General features: G+C 47.4%; 12 protein-coding genes. 4 read left to right on the top strand and 8 right to left on the bottom strand.

Annotated elements, in window-relative coordinates; translation table 11 throughout:
* Window positions 1–235 precede the first annotated feature (235 nt).
* Window positions 236–1591: a GH1 family beta-glucosidase gene (locus QN395_RS05250; protein WP_323492639.1), complete on the top strand. Its 1356-nt coding sequence runs from the start codon at window positions 236–238 to the stop codon at window positions 1589–1591.
* A gap of 152 nt (window positions 1592–1743) precedes the next feature.
* Here QN395_RS05250 and QN395_RS05245 read toward each other — a convergent pair whose 3' ends face one another.
* Window positions 1744–2946 (bottom strand): cation:proton antiporter, encoded by a 1203-nt coding sequence (locus QN395_RS05245; RefSeq protein WP_323492640.1) that lies wholly within the window; start codon window positions 2944–2946, stop codon window positions 1744–1746.
* Between the two features lie 589 nt (window positions 2947–3535).
* Entirely contained in the window at window positions 3536–5941 is a 2406-nt protein-coding gene (locus QN395_RS05240; RefSeq protein ID WP_323492641.1) for a TonB-dependent receptor, read from the bottom strand.
* Between the two features lie 237 nt (window positions 5942–6178).
* Between QN395_RS05240 and QN395_RS05235 the strand changes: the two genes are divergently transcribed.
* Entirely contained in the window at window positions 6179–7759 is a 1581-nt protein-coding gene (locus QN395_RS05235) for a tryptophan halogenase family protein (RefSeq protein WP_323492642.1), read from the top strand.
* A gap of 564 nt (window positions 7760–8323) precedes the next feature.
* Here the strand turns inward: QN395_RS05235 and QN395_RS05230 are convergent.
* From QN395_RS05230 to QN395_RS05215, 4 genes are all read right to left on the bottom strand, one after another.
* Window positions 8324–9343, bottom strand: coding sequence for an alpha/beta hydrolase (locus tag QN395_RS05230; protein WP_322120007.1), 1020 nt, complete (start codon window positions 9341–9343; stop codon window positions 8324–8326).
* 415 nt (window positions 9344–9758) lie between these two features.
* The gene (locus tag QN395_RS05225) at window positions 9759–10226 is read right to left on the bottom strand and encodes a MarR family transcriptional regulator (RefSeq protein WP_322120008.1); all 468 of its coding nucleotides are present in this window, start codon (window positions 10224–10226) and stop codon (window positions 9759–9761) included.
* Window positions 10227–10484: 258 nt separating this feature from the next.
* Window positions 10485–10895, bottom strand: coding sequence for a cupin domain-containing protein (locus QN395_RS05220; RefSeq protein WP_322120009.1), 411 nt, complete (start codon window positions 10893–10895; stop codon window positions 10485–10487).
* A 389-nt stretch (window positions 10896–11284) separates the two neighbouring features.
* The gene (locus QN395_RS05215) at window positions 11285–11701 is read right to left on the bottom strand and encodes a BLUF domain-containing protein (protein WP_322120010.1); all 417 of its coding nucleotides are present in this window, start codon (window positions 11699–11701) and stop codon (window positions 11285–11287) included.
* A 522-nt stretch (window positions 11702–12223) separates the two neighbouring features.
* Here QN395_RS05215 and QN395_RS05210 point away from each other — a divergent pair.
* Together QN395_RS05210 and QN395_RS05205 are read left to right on the top strand one after the other, a co-directional pair.
* Window positions 12224–13465, top strand: coding sequence for an MFS transporter (locus tag QN395_RS05210; protein ID WP_323492649.1), 1242 nt, complete (start codon window positions 12224–12226; stop codon window positions 13463–13465).
* A gap of 228 nt (window positions 13466–13693) precedes the next feature.
* A complete protein-coding gene (locus QN395_RS05205) occupies window positions 13694–15265 on the top strand; it encodes an oligopeptide:H+ symporter (RefSeq protein WP_323492645.1) in 1572 nt (523 codons plus the stop codon).
* Between the two features lie 297 nt (window positions 15266–15562).
* On the opposite strand, the gene ybeY is transcribed toward QN395_RS05205, so the two are convergent.
* Window positions 15563–16015, bottom strand: a complete 453-nt coding sequence (ybeY, locus tag QN395_RS05200; RefSeq protein ID WP_322120012.1) for an rRNA maturation RNase YbeY — start codon at window positions 16013–16015, stop codon at window positions 15563–15565.
* Window positions 16015–17175 carry a PhoH family protein gene (locus QN395_RS05195; RefSeq protein WP_323492646.1) on the bottom strand — a complete coding sequence of 387 codons (1161 nt, stop codon included), beginning with the start codon at window positions 17173–17175 and terminating at the stop codon, window positions 16015–16017. The genes ybeY and QN395_RS05195 overlap by 1 nt, the downstream gene beginning before the upstream one ends.
* Window positions 17176–17245: the final 70 nt, after the last annotated feature.

Raw genomic sequence — 17245 nt, 5'->3', positions numbered from 1 at the left:
TAACATGGATTATTCAAGGTTTTATGAATTGATCAACTCATCACAAATAAAACCATCTTCCCCATCCGTTCCCCTCTGACCGCAGCTTCAAGATGAAAGCTTTCACTGCAGTTCAGCGCCCTCCAAAAAACGCAATGAAAATAAAGATTGTTGATTGACAGGCGATATCCCCAATGTTAAATTCTAAGCACTCGTGAAAACGATTTCAAACAAAAGAAATAGATGAGACCCACACATGCAAAATCACGACTCAGCAACAGAATTTTCTCCCGCATTTACCTGGGGTGTGGCAACCAGCGCCTACCAAATTGAAGGTGCTGCCGCCGTTGACGGACGCGGGCCCTCTATCTGGGACACCTTTACCCATACACCGGGCAAGATCATCGATGGCAGTACCGGCGACGTCGCTTGCGACCATTATCATCGCTACGCCGAAGACATCGACATCATCGCCTCGCTCAATGTCAGCGCATATCGCTTCTCTATCTCTTGGTCACGTGTGCAGCCTTTGGGCTATGGCGCATGGAATGAAAAAGGCTTTGAGTTTTATTCCAATCTGATCGCCAGACTGGCCGAGAAAAATATTCTGGCGCATGTGACTTTGTATCACTGGGATTTACCGCAAGGTTTGCAAGATCAGGGCGGCTGGCTCCATCGTGACACCCCTGCCCGTTTTGCTGACTATGCGGCAGAAGTAGCGCGTCGCTTTGGTAACCGGGTAGCCACCATCGCTACTCATAATGAACCTTGGTGTACTGCTAATCTGGGTTTTGGTAATGGGCAGTTTGCGCCCGGCATTGCAGATACCGCTGCATCAATTCAGGTATCTCATCACCTATTGTTATCGCATGGATGGGCGATGAAAGCGATGCGTCAAGCTCTGCAAAAGATCGGTAGTTCCGCAAAATTAGGTATCGTTTTAAACCAATGGACGGCCATGCCAGCAACCAACTCAGCCGCCGATATAGCAGAGGCAGAATGGGAATACGCACGCTCGGTGCAATGGTTTATGGATCCGATTTTTAAAGGTCGGTACCCGCAAAAAGCGCTTGATCGCATGGACATGAGCAAGTTTGACGTGCACGCTAATGACATGGCAAACATTCAGCAACCCATCGATTTTTTAGGTGTTAATTATTATTTCCGTTCTTTTATCAGTACGGACAATCCGCCTAAAAAACCGGAAGGAAAATTAGGTTTTACCGACATGGGGTGGGAAATTTATCCTGATGGTCTGACTGACTTGCTATTACAACTAAACGAAGAATATAAAGACTTACCACCAATTTATATTACTGAAAACGGGATGGCCGTTGCAGATCAAATAGTTGATGGGAAAATCCATGACCAAGCACGCATAGACTACGTTCGCTTGCATCTGAATGCCTTGCAAAAAGCGATAGCACAAGGTGTCAATGTCCAAGGGTATTTTTACTGGAGTTTGCTGGATAACTTTGAGTGGAACTCCGGCTACGCCAAGCGTTTTGGCTTGGTGTATGTAGACTACGACACACAAGAGCGAACGCTCAAAGACAGCGCACTTTGGTATCGCGATTTTGTAGGGACTCAGCGTTTATCCCGAGCTGAATAAAGTCTAGCGACCGGCAAAAAAATCTTCGCTAAACGCTGAGTTTTAAAAAATTAAATAGGCAAAGAAAAACTAATTTCTTTGCCTATTTTTATGATGAATATGTTCAACCGTATTTGGATAAAGTCATACAGATATTGACGCTATCAATTTCATCACGTTATCCGAAAAATCAATGCCTTCATTTTTTGCAGTTGAGGCGCCACCATCGGTACCGTCAGCATGGTGCTAGCAACAGCCATCATCAACAGCGCGGTGAACGTTTCGCTGGTAATGATTTGTTTATCCAGTAATACATTCGCAAAAATAATCATAATCAGCGCTTTGGTTTGCAATAACCAGCCTATGATCGATGCCTCACCTTTTTCCCATTGAAGGATTTTTCCGGCGATATGAATGCCTGCCAGCTTGCCCGTTACCGATGCCAGCAGCAATAAGCCTGCTGCGATAAATACGGTCGTTCCACCGAGCTGCCAGTTAGTCCGTAAGCCGGTACTCAAGAAAAATACCGGCATCATAATCATCAATACAAAATGACGCAGCTTATCCATGTCGGCCTGATCAAACCAGTCACTATCCATCACCATGCCCGCCAAAAACGCACCAACCATAAAATGCAAACCAGACCAGTCGGCAAAATAAGCACACACCGCCAGCCAGATAAAGGCAACATACCAGCGATCACTCTCTGGCAGCTTGCGCATCAAACGGCGGAATAGATAGCTCGCCAACGCAAATCCAGCTAAAAATAAAACTTGCCGCCCGACTCTCGTCCAGTCCAACAAAATCAATGCCAGCACGCCCCAGATCGCGACATCATCCAGGCTGGCATAACGCAAAATACGTTGCCCGATGGGCTGTCGTAAGATCGCCAGTTTTTCCATCAGCAAAATCAAAATGGGTAATGCCGTCACTGCGCAAGCCATGCCTATGCCAAGGACAAATTGCCAGGTAGTGGCTTTAGTTCCCATCCAGCCTTGGCTCAGATTGAGTAAACAGACTGCAGCGACACAGCCGAACAATAGCGGCATACCAAGTGCAAGCCCAGAAGTTATCGCGCTCTCTCGTTTGTAACGCCACATTTTTTTAAGATCTAACTCAACGCCAGCAATCATCACAAATACCATCACCGCCCACCAGGCAATCCCATTCAGCGCAGAGATCACTTGCGGATTAAATACAAATTGATAATAGTCGGGGAAAGCTGCACCCAATACGCCTGGCCCCAAGATGATGCCGGTAATGATCTGCACTACGACTAACGGCGCCCAATAATCAGTTCTGCCCACGCGCCAGATCAGGTAAGGTACGGTAAAAATAATCGCCATTGCGATCAAAAAAATTTCAGTCACGCTCATGATTTTATTCTCGTCATATTGGGGGAAGAGCAGCACAAATTACATCGACAACAGAATGAAATATTGGATCAAAGATGGGATCAAAAACTGCTTCAAAATTACGCTTTAAGTTAAAGTCAGTTAAGGGATATTTAGCAGAGTAATTAAATATACTCCCCATTATTTTTTAACAATATGCCTTTTTGTCCAATGATGATATGGACGACTAATATATACATACCATGAGTATATATATCAACATGACATATTCAGATTAAATATTGTTGATTCTTTTGTTAGTTACGCATTGCCTTTTTATGTCATTCCGGCATGGTCTCAGCCGGAATCCCGTGTCGCTATCCTGATAATCAGCATTATCGTTTTCAAGTCAGGGAAATGACTCCACAACCGTCGTTGGATTCCGGCTAAAACCATACCGGAATGACGCCCTGACCCTTTTGAATATGGATACGACGACAGCACTTTAGTCAGGCGAGTTACTACTACGGAGTTGGGACAATCTCGCGTAAGTTTTAAATAAAAAAACCCTCATCCTTGGTGAAGAACGAGGGCATTGAACTACCAGAGGTAGCAAGACGAACTAAAAAATTTAAAACTCTACGCCAGCGTTAATACCAAAAGTACGTGGTGGCAGATATTGCGATTGCCACACACCGCCAAAGCTATTTTGCGCACTGGTTTTGATGTTGGAATTTTCTACGTTACGAACGAAGGCATCAAAGTACCAAGCCTTGCCTGATGCGTAACGCAAACCCAAATCAGTTCTTGTGTAGGATTTTCGTTTATCGCCATCACCGAGATTAAATACACTGAGCCAGCTTGCGGTCTCGTAATGCATGCTGATGCGCGGCGTCAAGGTAGCACCATTTACCATGTTAAACGTATGTTGATACTGAGCTTGCGCAGAGAACTTAGGCGCATGCGGCATCTCATTACCGGTCACATCTAAACAGTTGCTAATGCCCGGGACAGCACAGACAGGCAAGACGTAATCGTTACTGCCGCCGATTAAGTGTCCCAGCTCAGTACGGGTGATTGCAAGAGATAACTGGACTTTATCGGCAGGGGACAACCTAGCAGCGATTTCAGATTCAAAGCCATAAATCTTGGCGCCATCGGCGTTGGATGTCACTAGAGAATGGCTGCCATCTGGGTTGGTTACTGGCGCGCTGAATTGGAAACCCTTAAAGTTTTCATAGAACAGCGCATTATTCATCTTGACCGTGCCGCCTAAGAAAGTGCTCTTGGAGCCCAGCTCATAATTGGTCAAAGTCTCAGCGCCGTATGGTTTGCCACCGTCTTGCAGACCGCCTGATTTATAGCCAGTAGAAACGCTGGCATAGACCATGTTGTTGCGATCAATGTCATAACCAACTCGTGCTAGGGCAGTCGTTTTATTGCCGCTAAAAGTACCATCGTTTTGACTAGGTACACCAAAACCAGAACCAGGCGCCGCTGGATTCACACTTGGGTTCACCGGAATTTGCGGTGCGCCATCATATGCCCAGCCATAACCACGACCGCCAACGTTTGTGCGGTAGTCTGCGGTATAACGGATACCGCCCGTCAGGTGCAAACTGTCGTTCACATTCCAGGTCGCCTGACCAAAAGCAGCCTTCGATTCAACCGTTTCTTTAGGTTGAATAAACGAACCCTGCCAGCTAACCGTGCCTTGTTGTGTACCATTAAAGATAGGAATATCAAAGCGGATATCGTTGGTTTCTGCGGCGTAGTACAACCCTAATAACCAGTCGACGTCTTTTTTACCGACGGATTGCAATTCGACTTCGTGGCTGTAATTCACATAGTGCGACGATACGGTATTGTCGGCCTGATAGGTCGCACCAGTGTTGAAGCTAGTCGGTACACTGGCACCGCCATCCTGATCAAAGGTCGATGATCCGCTGAAGCGTGAGTACCCTGCAATATAGGCCAAGGACATGCTGTCGCCAATCGCATAATCCAGACGACTGCGGAACGAATCTGTATCGCGGTGGACGGACGGCGCCGTGTCAATCAATGCAGACCAAAAATCCTGACCCGGACGCGGAGTTTGCATCAGATTCATGTTTGGCGTACCGCGATCCATGTATTTTTCGTAAGAGACATCCCACTTCAGATTAGGCGTCAGCTTCCACAACAAGCTCAAGCGCGCAGCGGTCTGATCTTGTGCACCGTACTTTTTAGCAGAACCATTTTGAATAAACAAATTGGAATTGATCGGCTGGAACGTGCTCAACGTTCCGCCGCCAGCAATATAAGCTGCTTGTTGGCTGGCTAAAGAAGGATTCGGTGCGTTCTGATAATCAACATAACCATCATGCTGCTCATGCACTACTGCTACTCGCAAGGCCATCGTGTCGTTAAGTGGAATATTAAAAGCACCACGTACGCCGAAACGGTTGTAACTACCAACACCAGCCTCAAAATTGCCAGAGTGGTTGCCCAGCACTGGCTTGACCGTCTGCATATTCACCGCACCAACGGAGGAGTTACGCCCCCATAAAGTACCTTGTGGACCGCGCAAGACTTCAATCGAATCCAGATCAAACAGCAACGAGGTTGCGCCTTCCGGGCGTGGTGAATAAATGCCATTCACAAAAGTAGCGACTTCTGGATCGGCGTATTCTGTCTTAGCACTATCATTACCAACACCGCGCAAAGTCATGGTGATGACACCATGATCGCCCTGCGTAGTCGCCTGGAAACCAGGTACCAGGTTGACGACATCTTGTATCGTTTGTACATGCGCATCATCGAGTGCAGCAGCGTTGATCGCGGTAATCGCCACTGGCGTACGCTGCAAGGACGTAGCGCGCTTAGTACCGGTGACAATCACCTCTGCAATCGCAGCAGAATCTGCTGCCGGAGCAACTGGGGCAACGGGCTGCGCAACTTGTGCATGAGCAGAGTTAATGCCCGCTAGCAAGGTGAGAACAGCTAAATGGATAGGTGAGCCCGAGATTTTTCGGGACGTGGGGGTACGGATTTTCATATGTCTCCTGTGCTAGGTTCATTTCATCTGCATGAATGCGATGATGTTAGAATTATGTTTTGAAACCGATTTCATATTTTGAAACCGATTTCATAATAGCGATTATTTAATATCAAAGTCAATTAAAAAAACCAAATCATTTGTTTTCAATGTGCGATTGTTGCCTTTTGTGATGTTGCTTCTAAGCAATTACAAGACTTGATAATTACCTCCACCTTCCAACTCTTAGGCTACGTCATGAACCCGATCAAACAAGTTTTAATCGTAGGCGGCGGTACCGCTGGCTGGTTAACTGCGGCATTTCTCGCTAAATCTGTTGGTGCTACCTCGGGTGAGAGCGTACAAATCACACTGGTGGAATCCAAAGAAATCGGCATTATCGGCGTCGGCGAAGGCACCTTCCCCTCAATCCGCGGCACGCTGGCAGCGATTGGTATTGATGAAGCGCGGTTTGTACGGGAATGCAACGCGACCTTTAAACAAGGTATTAAATTTGTAGATTGGGTACGGCCACAAGGTGCAGCAGGCATCGATCATTATTTTCATCCATTCAGCTTACCCAGCCAGCGTGCTGGCGGTCCCGAATTATTGCCTTACTGGTTGCAAGGTGCTGCGGGTGCGGGTGTACCTTTTGCCGAAGCGGCGACCATGCAAAAGCGTGTCGCTGATGCCTCGCATGCACCTAAGCGCATGGACGACGGCAACTTTTTAGGTCCAATGAATTATGCCTATCACTTCGACGCGGGACGCTTTGCCACTCTGCTGTGCGAGCACGGAAAATCGCTGGGAGTAAAACATATCCTGGCCAATGTTGAGCAGGTCGAACTGGACGCTAATGGCGCCATTAGCGCCATCATCACACAAGAGGCTGGCAGGCTAACAGCCGACCTGTATATCGACTGCACAGGCTTCAGAGCCAGGCTAATCGGCGAGGCTTTAGGCTCACCATTTCATAAGGTAGATGATGTCCTGTTTGCCGATCGCGCGCTGGCAGTGCAAGTGCCTTATCCACAAGCCGATACAGCAATCCCCTCCTATACAATTTCTACTGCCAAAGAGGCAGGGTGGATCTGGGACATCGGCTTGCAACAGCGCCGCGGGGTTGGTTATGTGTACTCCAGCCGCCACACAGACGATACCCGAGCAGAACAAGTATTGCGTAACTACATCGGCGCAGGGAACGAGAATTTGACACCAAGATCACTCAAACTCAATGTCGGTTATCGAGAAGCACAGTGGGTAAAAAACTGTGTCGCAGTCGGCTTGTCAGGCGGATTTTTAGAACCTCTGGAGGCCTCAGGCATTGGCCTGATCGAAACCGCCGCCTATCTGGTCAGTTACCTGTTCCCGTTCAACGGCGACCTGGAGCCCGTCGCTAAATTATTCAATCACCAAATGAAAGAACGCTACGAACGCGTGGTCGATTTTGTCAAAATGCACTACTGCCTGAGCCAGCGCACCGACAGCACATTCTGGACGGATAACACCAATCCCGCATCAATCCCCGACACACTGAAAGAAAAACTCGCAATGTGGCGCTGTCGTCCACCCCACCGCCTAGACTTTATCATCGACCTAGAAATGTACCCACCATCCAGCTGGCAATACGTGCTGTATGGAATGGAATTTCAGACCAAACTCAATGCCAACGCAGCCTCTTACCCACGCTTTGAAGAAGCAAAAAAAGAGTTCCAGATGATCGCCCAGATGTCACAACGCGCACTGGCAAACCTGCCACCGCACCGCACACTGATAGGACATTTATGTGAGAAGGATTATATGACTGCGTCGAAAGCGGCGGTGAAGCAAGTAGGTTGATTTAGCTGGTGTGAAAGCGCTACCTGCCAAAGATCGTAGGTGCGATTAGCGCAGCGTAATCGCACGCATGTCGATGTTAGTCAAGATATTGAAAGTAGATTCATGTTGATACGATTGCGCAATCACAGCTACGTCAGGTATGAAAACACAGAAAATTATTTAATATCTGAAAGTACTTGCGATTACGAATTTATAGAGATGACGGACTGAAACCAACAATTCCTCAGTTTTGACTATCCTGAAAATCGTGTTAATGTTGAGCAAGCGTTGGTGGCGATACACGTACCTGGCTGCATACAGAATTTAGATATTTTACGCCCAAAAATTTCAGAGTCATTATATATACTCCCATAATTTTTATTATAAATCGGCCTTTTGTCCATTAAAAAATTGGACATCTTAAATATACCCGGAAGGAGTATATTTAAAATCCGCTGTGTGAAACGGCTACGCGCCAACCAAATCTCATCACGCAACATCCATCACCTGCCCGTTATTACCGGGCTAGATGATGGATCGGACATCATTTCTCAACAAGCTTATTTCAACTTAGGCACTCACCATTTATTTCAAATTTTGCTTCAGCTCGTCACCGGCTTGTAGCATCGCTGAGCGGACTGCGGGTACTTTACTGAGGACATTGAGAAGGCCAAAATCATGGATCATCCCTTTGTAGCGTACGGTAGTGACAGCAACACCAGCGGCGTCGAGCTTGCGGCCATAAGCTTCGCCTTCATCGCGCAGTACGTCGAACTCGGCGGTCTGGATCAGGGTTGGCGGCAAGCCTTTTAATTGCTCGGTGCTGGCACGTAATGGTGATGCATAGATTTCTTTACGTTTAGCGGCGTCAGTGGTGTAGTTATCCCAGAACCATTTCATCATATTGCGGGTGAGGAAATGACCATCGGCAAATTGCTGGTACGAGCCGTTATCAAAATCAGCATCCGTCACCGGCCATAGCAGCACTTGTGCGCGTAACTTTGGTGCGGCGTTTTCTTTTGCCATCAGGCTGACCACAGTAGCCATATTGCCACCGACGCTATTGCCTGCAACGGCAAGGCGCGTGCCATCGACATTGATCTCTCTACCGTGTTCGGCAACCCATTTGGTCGCGGCATAGGCTTGATTGATGGCGACGCCGTAACCGACTTCTGGCGATGGTGTGTAGTTGACGAAGACTGCTACTGCGCCAGAGTTGGTGACCAGATCACGCACCAAGCGCTCGTGAGTAGGAAAATCGCCCAACACCCAGCCACCGCCGTGGAAGAACATAAATGCTGGTAAAGTTTTTTTGACACCCGCTGGTCGGACGATAGTAAGTTTGAGATCAACGCCGTCGACTTTAATGATCTTCTCGGATACATCAGCCGCTGGCAAAGTTAGTTTGACACCAGCTTGCGCACCGATCAGTACAGCACGGGCATCGGCAACAGATAATTGCTCCAGAGGCTTGCCACCGCCAGCCTCTAGTGCTTGCAGAAATCCTTGGGTCGTCGTCTCGACACCAGGGCTGCCAGCGGCGTAGGCGCTACCGATAGCAAGATTGATCACACTAGCAGCGAGGACAGTTTTTAAGTTAGTCATAGTAATTTCCTTTAAAGTAAATGCAGTGATGGACTGCGCAATGTTTTTAAGTACGATCTCTGGCACCCTTTATATACATCCGGCGGCCAGTCGCCGGTGTAATTTGTCACTAGCTGACGATGCTGCTCAGCCTTCTTTGATTTAAATTTTCAGTAATTAAATAGCGCACTATTTAATTACTTCGATTTCATTTTTATGGCCACGCTTATTTCTCATTGTGTAGCGGGCGATTTTTACTTACTCCCTTTGATTGAATGCTATTACCATTTTTATTTAATACACTATTAAATAGTGCACTATCTAAATAATATTGGAATGGGATTTGAGTTACACCATCAGCGCATCGAGTATTTCTTCCGGTTGATTCTGCGGCACCTCGATCAGCGGATACAACTCATACAGTCGCAACGTGTTACTAAGCAGTCTTCATAATCGATGCCCGCAATGCGAGTATCTGATCCTTTAAATTCTTTACCTCATCGGTAGAACATTCCGTCGCACACAAGACCGATACTGGTAAATCGGCTGCAGCTTTACGCAAATCATTGCCTGCTTTGGTGAGCGAGATAATCACCTGGCGCTCATCACTGGCAGCACGCACACGGGTAAGTAGCTCTTGCGCTTCCATCCGTTTTAGTAAAGGGGTCAACGTCGCCGAATCTAGTACTAACTTCTGACCGATATCATTCACGGTCTGCTCATCCTGCTCCCACAACACCATTAACACCAGATACTGTGAGTAGGTAATACCTAGTTTTTTCAGCAGCTTGCGATATAACTTGCTCATTGCTAGGGACGTTGAGTACAAAGCAAAACACAACTGATCACCGAGTTGAGGTGTCTGGTTAGCGTTGTCAGTGGTGGTAGCGGCTGGCGATTTCATGTTTTGAATAATATATAGCACGCTATTTAATTGCAAGCTATTTTTATCTTTTTCTGAGAAGATGGTGGCGGACGTAAGGACTTTTCATCTAGCTTGCATATTCAAAACTCGCAGATATGCGTCTAAGAATACCAAGATGATTACACATACTCCCTTAATATTTTTAAAAAATAGTCATCTAAACCAGATAACACATGGACACTTTAAATATACATATTAGGAGTATTTGCGATAGACAACAAATGTCGTTCATTACGATTACTTCGGCGCCCCCTCAGGAGCGGGAGTCAATATATCGTCGTCACTGGTCCAGGCGGGTGTGGTAATGGCATAAAACTCCAGTGCCTCACCTTTGCTTGCACGGATAGAGCGCACAACACTGGGCGGGATGATGATGAACGAGCCGGGGCGCACTGCGTGTGCCGTAGTCCCTGTCCAGACCTCGCCATGACCCTTGAGAATAAAGAACGATTCCTCGCCCACTTTGTTGTGACTCCATGCGCTGGCGCGACCCGGTTCCAAGTGGAATAACGCAACGCTACCCTGATCCGTCTTGGCGCCCGGCATCGCACTGCGGCCAGTGAGTTCTTTTAATTGCACTCCCGGCGAAACGGTAATCAATGGGATGTCGTCTGGATGGAAAACGGTTTGGGCATGGGTGCTTGTCATGATCGGAAGTAGCGCAAAGAGTAGGTGGGAAAGTTTCATTGGTGTCGACGGAGACGAATTGGCTGGAGAGTCAAGAATACACGGGAGGGCAGAAGTTCAACAAGCGTAAGGCGAATTTTAGGTGCTAAATCATGTCAAAACTTATCTATTACATCAGAAATCGTAGGTGAGATTAGCGCAGGGCAACTGCACGCGATCGCATACATGTGAACTCCGGTCGAGGCATTGGAAGTGGAAGTCGCCTTCACCCAATGGCAAAAGCTAGACTAAAGGGAAATATCAGAATCCGTAACTTTGCCTGGCATCTCAGTAAATAAATGCGCGATTACTCTTTGCTAATCGCGCCTACGGGTGCTTGTTAAACACCCCTTACTCGGTACTACTCATCACTAACTAAGCCAACGCGCACTGCTCATTACCTCTGTAAAAAACTCTTTGAGCGCATGTGCTGACATGCCGTAGGGATCAAATTCGGCAGTTGGGGAATACTTTAGGAACAAGGCTGTGTTTTCTGTGGTCGATGCAATCAAGCCCATATTCCAGCTTGTAAACTGGCGTTGAGTAATTTCCTCCAGGGACAGGACCTCTGGCTTGGTGTGACGTTTGTCTCGCAAAATGTGGTGGTAAACCGCGTTGACTGCGGAGCGCTCACCTTCCAGGCATTGCAAAAAGATGCCGTTGGATAAATTCAGTGCTCCGGTCACCGCTAGTTTCTGATTGTTGCGGCGGGAACTTGCCAAAATATCTTTTACATCTGCGGGGCCAAGGTTAACTGCGCGGCTCGCGTAAATCAGACGAATCATCATAATCAGACACTTTCAAAAATATAGTAAGAACACAAAAAATAAGCTTTCTGAACAGACATTGGGCTAATTCAGTATTGGATTTCATTTTAATGATTTTAGATTTGCTGGTGCCGCTGGTGACGGGATGGAATGTCAACACACCGGTACACGCGTCTCCATGATTAGAGGCAAGGGTCTTCCCCTCTGCTAACAACAGGAGCTTTAATACGTCACTGAGTACCAGAAAAATCCTCAAACAAAGTCAAAGATCATGCTATTCTGCTTTCTTGAAAAGGATTTCATAAATTTTGACTGGCGTAATTTGTGCCTGAATTCCGCTTAAAAATCTGGCAATAAAATAGTTTGCGGCAAAGACTGCAAACAAAAAAGTATCCTAAGGACGAGACTATGCAAAACACCCTTCCCGACGCCCTGCCTGGTGGCACGGCAATACCTCCTGCTGCGCATACGCCTGCAGAAAAAACCGCCCACACTCGGGTGAAACGCTCCCCGTTATTCTGGGTGCCTACCGGTTATTTCACGATGGCCTTGACGTATATGACGCTCACTAGCGTGACCGCCATCATGTTTAAGAATATGGGCATGGACAACGGTAAAGCGGCGGAATACGCCAGCTACCTGAATCTGGCGTACACCATCAAGCCGCTATTCGCGCCGTTTGTGGAGATGTATAAAACCAAGAAGTTTTTTGTGATCTGCACCCAGATTGCGGTGGCGCTTGGTTTTTTTGGTGTGGCGATCGTAATGTCCTTGCCTAGTTATATGGCGATTTTGATGGTGTTGTTCTGGATCATTTCATTTTTAGGCGCCACGCAAGATATTGCCTCGGATGGTGTGTATGTCACCTCGCTCGACAGCAAAACCCAATCACTGTATTGCGGCATACAGGGACTAAGCTGGAACATCGGCCCCATTATCGCATCCGGCGGCCTGGTCTATCTAAGTGGAAAATTGCATGCCGACGTGTTTCATCATGACCCAAAAGTATTCGGACCAGAATGGGTAGATGCCTGGCGAATCATTTTTTTCATCGTAGCAGGCGTGACTATTCTGATGGCGTTCTGGCATATGCGCGTAATGCCTGACGGCGCCAAAGCAGAGAACACACCAACCAACGCCCGTGCTGCGATGCATATTATGTGGGATTCGTTTGTCACATTTTTCCAAAAGCGCGATGTCTTGCTGATGATCGCATTTGCTTTTCTATTCCGCCTGAGTATCGGCTTTCTGGAAAAAATCGGTCCCTTCTTTATGGTCGATCCGATTGCTAAAGGCGGCTTGGGTTTATCCAATGAGCTGCTGGGGATTATTTATGGCACCTATGGATTGATCGCTGTGCTGCTGGGTTCTGTACTTGGCGGAATTTTTCTGGCACGCCGTGGCTTACAGCCTTCTTTATTTATCTTGTGCTGCTCAGTGAATATCCCTAACGTGACATTTTTGCTGATGAGCCTGTATCAACCAAGCAGCCTGCTAGCGATTACCGCCGGTGTGGCAATTGAAAAATTCTTTTTTGGATTTGGCTCAGTCGGCTTCATGATTTATTTAATGCAGCAGCTTGCACCGGGTAAATACACTACGACGCATTACGCTTTTGGTACCGGCTTAATGGGTTTGTGCATGCTGGTGACTGGCGTTATCAGCGGTCACTTACAACAGTTGTTGGGCTACACCAGCTACTTTACGTTTGTGATGATCGCGACAATCCCCTCGTTTCTGGTGTGCTGGTTTGCGCCCTTCCATCAAAAGGAAAAGACTGACTAGAACGCAGCGAATCCAGGTAATCCAGGCACTTTGTCTGACAACTCACAGAACTAGGTAGACATACTGCTTGACATCCATTTGTTCGACTGGCGATACTGCGTTGCTGCGACAAGTGCTCTAAATCTCAATTATCCATTGAGATCTTCGATCACTAAAAATAAAACGGCCCAGCAATGACTGAGGCCGTTTTGTTGTCCATCACCATAAAACTAAAAAATGGAGAAATGCATGAGTCAAACAATAGAAGAAACCCACACGCCGACAAACCCGGCAAAAATGCCAAAGCAAATTCCCTACATCATCGCCAGCGAGGGCTGCGAGCGCTTCAGCTTTTATGGCATGCGCAATATTCTCACCCCATTTTTGATCACGAGTTTATTGTTGTCGATGCCAGAAGCGATGCGCAAAGATATGGCAAAAGAAGTATTCCATACCTTTGTGATTGGCGTGTATTTTTTTCCTTTGCTGGGCGGTTGGCTGGCAGATCGGTTTTTCGGTAAGTACAACAGTGTGTTCTGGCTGAGTCTGGTGTATTGCGCGGGGCATGCTTGTCTGGCGGTTTTTGACGATAACCGCAACGGCTTTTACACCGGATTGTTTTTAATCGCGCTAGGCTCAGGCGGGATTAAACCATTAGTTGCGTCGTTTGTGGGTGACCAGTTTGATCGCAGCAATAAACATCTGGCGCAAAAAGTGTTTGATGGCTTTTACTGGATTATCAATTTCGGCTCATTCTTTGCGTCGCTTCTGATGCCGATATTTCTGAAGCAGTTTGGTGCCAGCGTGGCGTTCGGCATTCCGGGTATCTTGATGTTGATTGCTACGATCATCTTCTGGTCGGCACGTAAGCGCTATATACATGTGCCTCCCGTAGCGAAAAATCCTGACTCCTTTTTAAACGTAGTCCGCACTGCGTTGATGAGCGCAGCACCAGGACAAAGTCGTAATGGCCTCATCCTCGCAGCGCTGGGTGGCGTGCTCGCGGTTGGTGGTTTATTGATGACACCCAATATCGGCATCGTTGCAGCATTATGTTTAGGCTTGGTGCTGGTGCTGGGCTTTGGCGGGCTGGGCGCCTGGATACAACTGGATCGTGCACGTGGCGTACATCCTGATGAAGCCGTAGATGGAGTGCGCTCCGTATTACGTTTGCTGGTGGTGTTTGCTCTGGTAACGCCGTTTTGGTCGCTGTTTGATCAAAAGGCATCGACCTGGATTTTGCAAGCTGATCAGATGACCAAGCCAGACTGGTTTCAATCAGCGCAGATGCAAGCCCTAAATCCTATGCTGGTGATGTTATTAATTCCGTTTAACAATCTGATCCTGTATCCGATTCTAAAACGTATGGGTATTGAGCTGGCTGCGCTACGCCGCATGGGATTAGGGATCGCCTTCTCAGGACTTGCGTGGATCGTCGTTGGTCTGATGCAAGTGGCGATTGATGGTGGCAATCCTTTGTCGATCACCTGGCAAATCTTGCCTTATGCTTTGCTAACGTTTGGCGAAGTATTGGTGTCGGCAACTGGCTTGGAATTTGCCTACAGCCAGGCACCGCTGGCAATGAAAGGTGTGATCATGAGCTTTTGGAATTTGTCCGTTACCATCGGCAACTTATGGGTGCTGTTAGCCAATTCCAGCGTCAAGAGTGAAGCAGTTACCACGCAAATCCAAAGCACAGGGATGAGCGTGACTGCATTCCAGATGTTCTTCTTTGCTGGCTTTGCATTATTAGCAGCGCAGGCATTTGCGCTGTATGCGAAAAGCTATTTGCTAGTCAGTCATTATCGAAAAGCGGTGTGACATTGCATCTGACTTGACCGCAAATAAGCTACATGTAAGCTAGAGATATACTCCCTCTCACGCCTGCGGGCGAGGGGAGCTAAATGCTGGGGGTTTTTAGTTGTGGCAAGGATAGAAGAGATTGCTCAAAAATCCGCTTAAATCAATATACTCCCCACTATTTTCTTAAAAATAGGCTCATTGTCCAGTTAATACCTGGACAATTAAATATACATAGTGGGAGTATGATTTAATCTCGAATAAAGACAAGACCAGATTCAGCGTTCAGAAGTAGTGACAACCACCTACAACCTAGGATTACAAATACGGATTTGGCCAACCCAAGTCAGCCAGAATCTCGATCTCTAAGGCTTCCATCTCTTCTGCTTCTTCGTCGGTCTCGTGGTCATAACCCTGGGCGTGTAAAACGCCATGGACGACCAAGTGAACCGCATGTTCTTCTACCGATTTTTTTTGCTGCTGTGCTTCACTCAGCAAGACATCTGTGCAAAAAATGATGTCTGCCTGCGTTACTTCGGCGTCTTCATCTTCGGTGTAAGCAAAGGTCAGTACGTTAGTCGCATAGTCTTTGCCGCGATAATCACGATTTAAGGTCTGGCCTTCTTCTGCATCCACAAAACGTAAAGTCAATTCTGCGGGAGCAAACAGCGCCGCCTGTATCGCTTTGCGTAACAAAGGCCGCGGTAGATTTTCTTTTAAACGAGGATCAGGATATTGAACGGATAAACTGAGTTTGTGTTTTGCTGCCATTATTTTTTACGTCCGTGCGCCGAACTCAACGGCGTCGCTTGTTTTAAAGTGCCGAGATCGGCGTTATGTGCATTGGCTGTTTCATAGGCATCGACAATTCTGCCCACCAGGGGATGCCGTACCACGTCGGCACTAGTGAAGCGGGCGAAACCGATGCCACGGACTTCATTTAGCACCTGACATGCATCAACCAAACCGCTACGCTGACCGCGTTGTAAATCGATCTGTGTGACATCGCCGGTAACTACGGCTTTACTACCAAAGCCAATACGGGTCAAAAACATTTTCATTTGCTCTGGCGTAGTATTTTGTGCCTCATCCAGAATAATGAAAGCATGATTTAAAGTGCGACCACGCATGTAAGCCAGCGGCGCAATTTCTATCGCCTGTTTTTCAAACATCTTTTGCGTGCGATCGAAACCGAGTAAGTCATACAGCGCATCGTATAAAGGTCGCAGATAAGGATCAACTTTTTGTGCCAGATCGCCCGGCAAAAATCCGAGGCGCTCACCCGCTTCAACCGCAGGACGGGTCAAGACGATACGCTTGACCGCATCGCGCTCCAGAGCATCTACCGCGCAAGCAACTGCCAAGTAAGTTTTGCCGGTACCGGCAGGACCTATGCCAAATGTGATGTCGTGCTCAACAATTGCTTTGAGGTAGAGATTTTGATGTGGTGTACGTCCACGCAAATCTGCCCGGCGAGTTTTGAGGATAGGTCCTTCTGCCGCTGCATCTAGGTCAAACTCAGCGTCACCATCCACACCGTCCGTATCGACTAAAGGCGCAACGACTTTAACGATTTTCTTCGCTGCGCTGGCTTTCGTGGCCTTGCCCACAGGGGCGGTAATGTCAGGATTGTTCGCCAACTTAGCCTTGGCATTATTGGTTGCCCGTTGCTCGACCAAGGCTAATTGCACTTCATCGATAGAGATGATTTTTTTTGCTTTGGTATAAAAATGCTCAAGGATGTCCAGCGCATTTTGCGCATTGTGACCACTAACGACAAACTTATCACCACGCCGGAAAATACTGACATCTAAAGCGGCCGAAATCTGCCGCATGTTTTCATCCAAAGGCCCGCACAAATGAGCCAATCGGGTGTTGTCCATCGGCTGCGGCATGAAGTGCAAAACAGGAACAGGCATTTTTGGTTTCATCAATAGGTTGTTGGATCGGTTGTTGAAGAGATGCTTAGACTCATTCTGATCTTACGTTAATCGAATTATT

Origin of the sequence: Undibacterium sp. RTI2.2 (assembly GCF_035018705.1) — a bacterium.
GTDB lineage: Bacteria > Pseudomonadota > Gammaproteobacteria > Burkholderiales > Burkholderiaceae_D > Undibacterium.
Note: the sequence above shows the minus strand (reverse complement) of the source record. Positions and strands in the feature narration are given on the sequence as shown.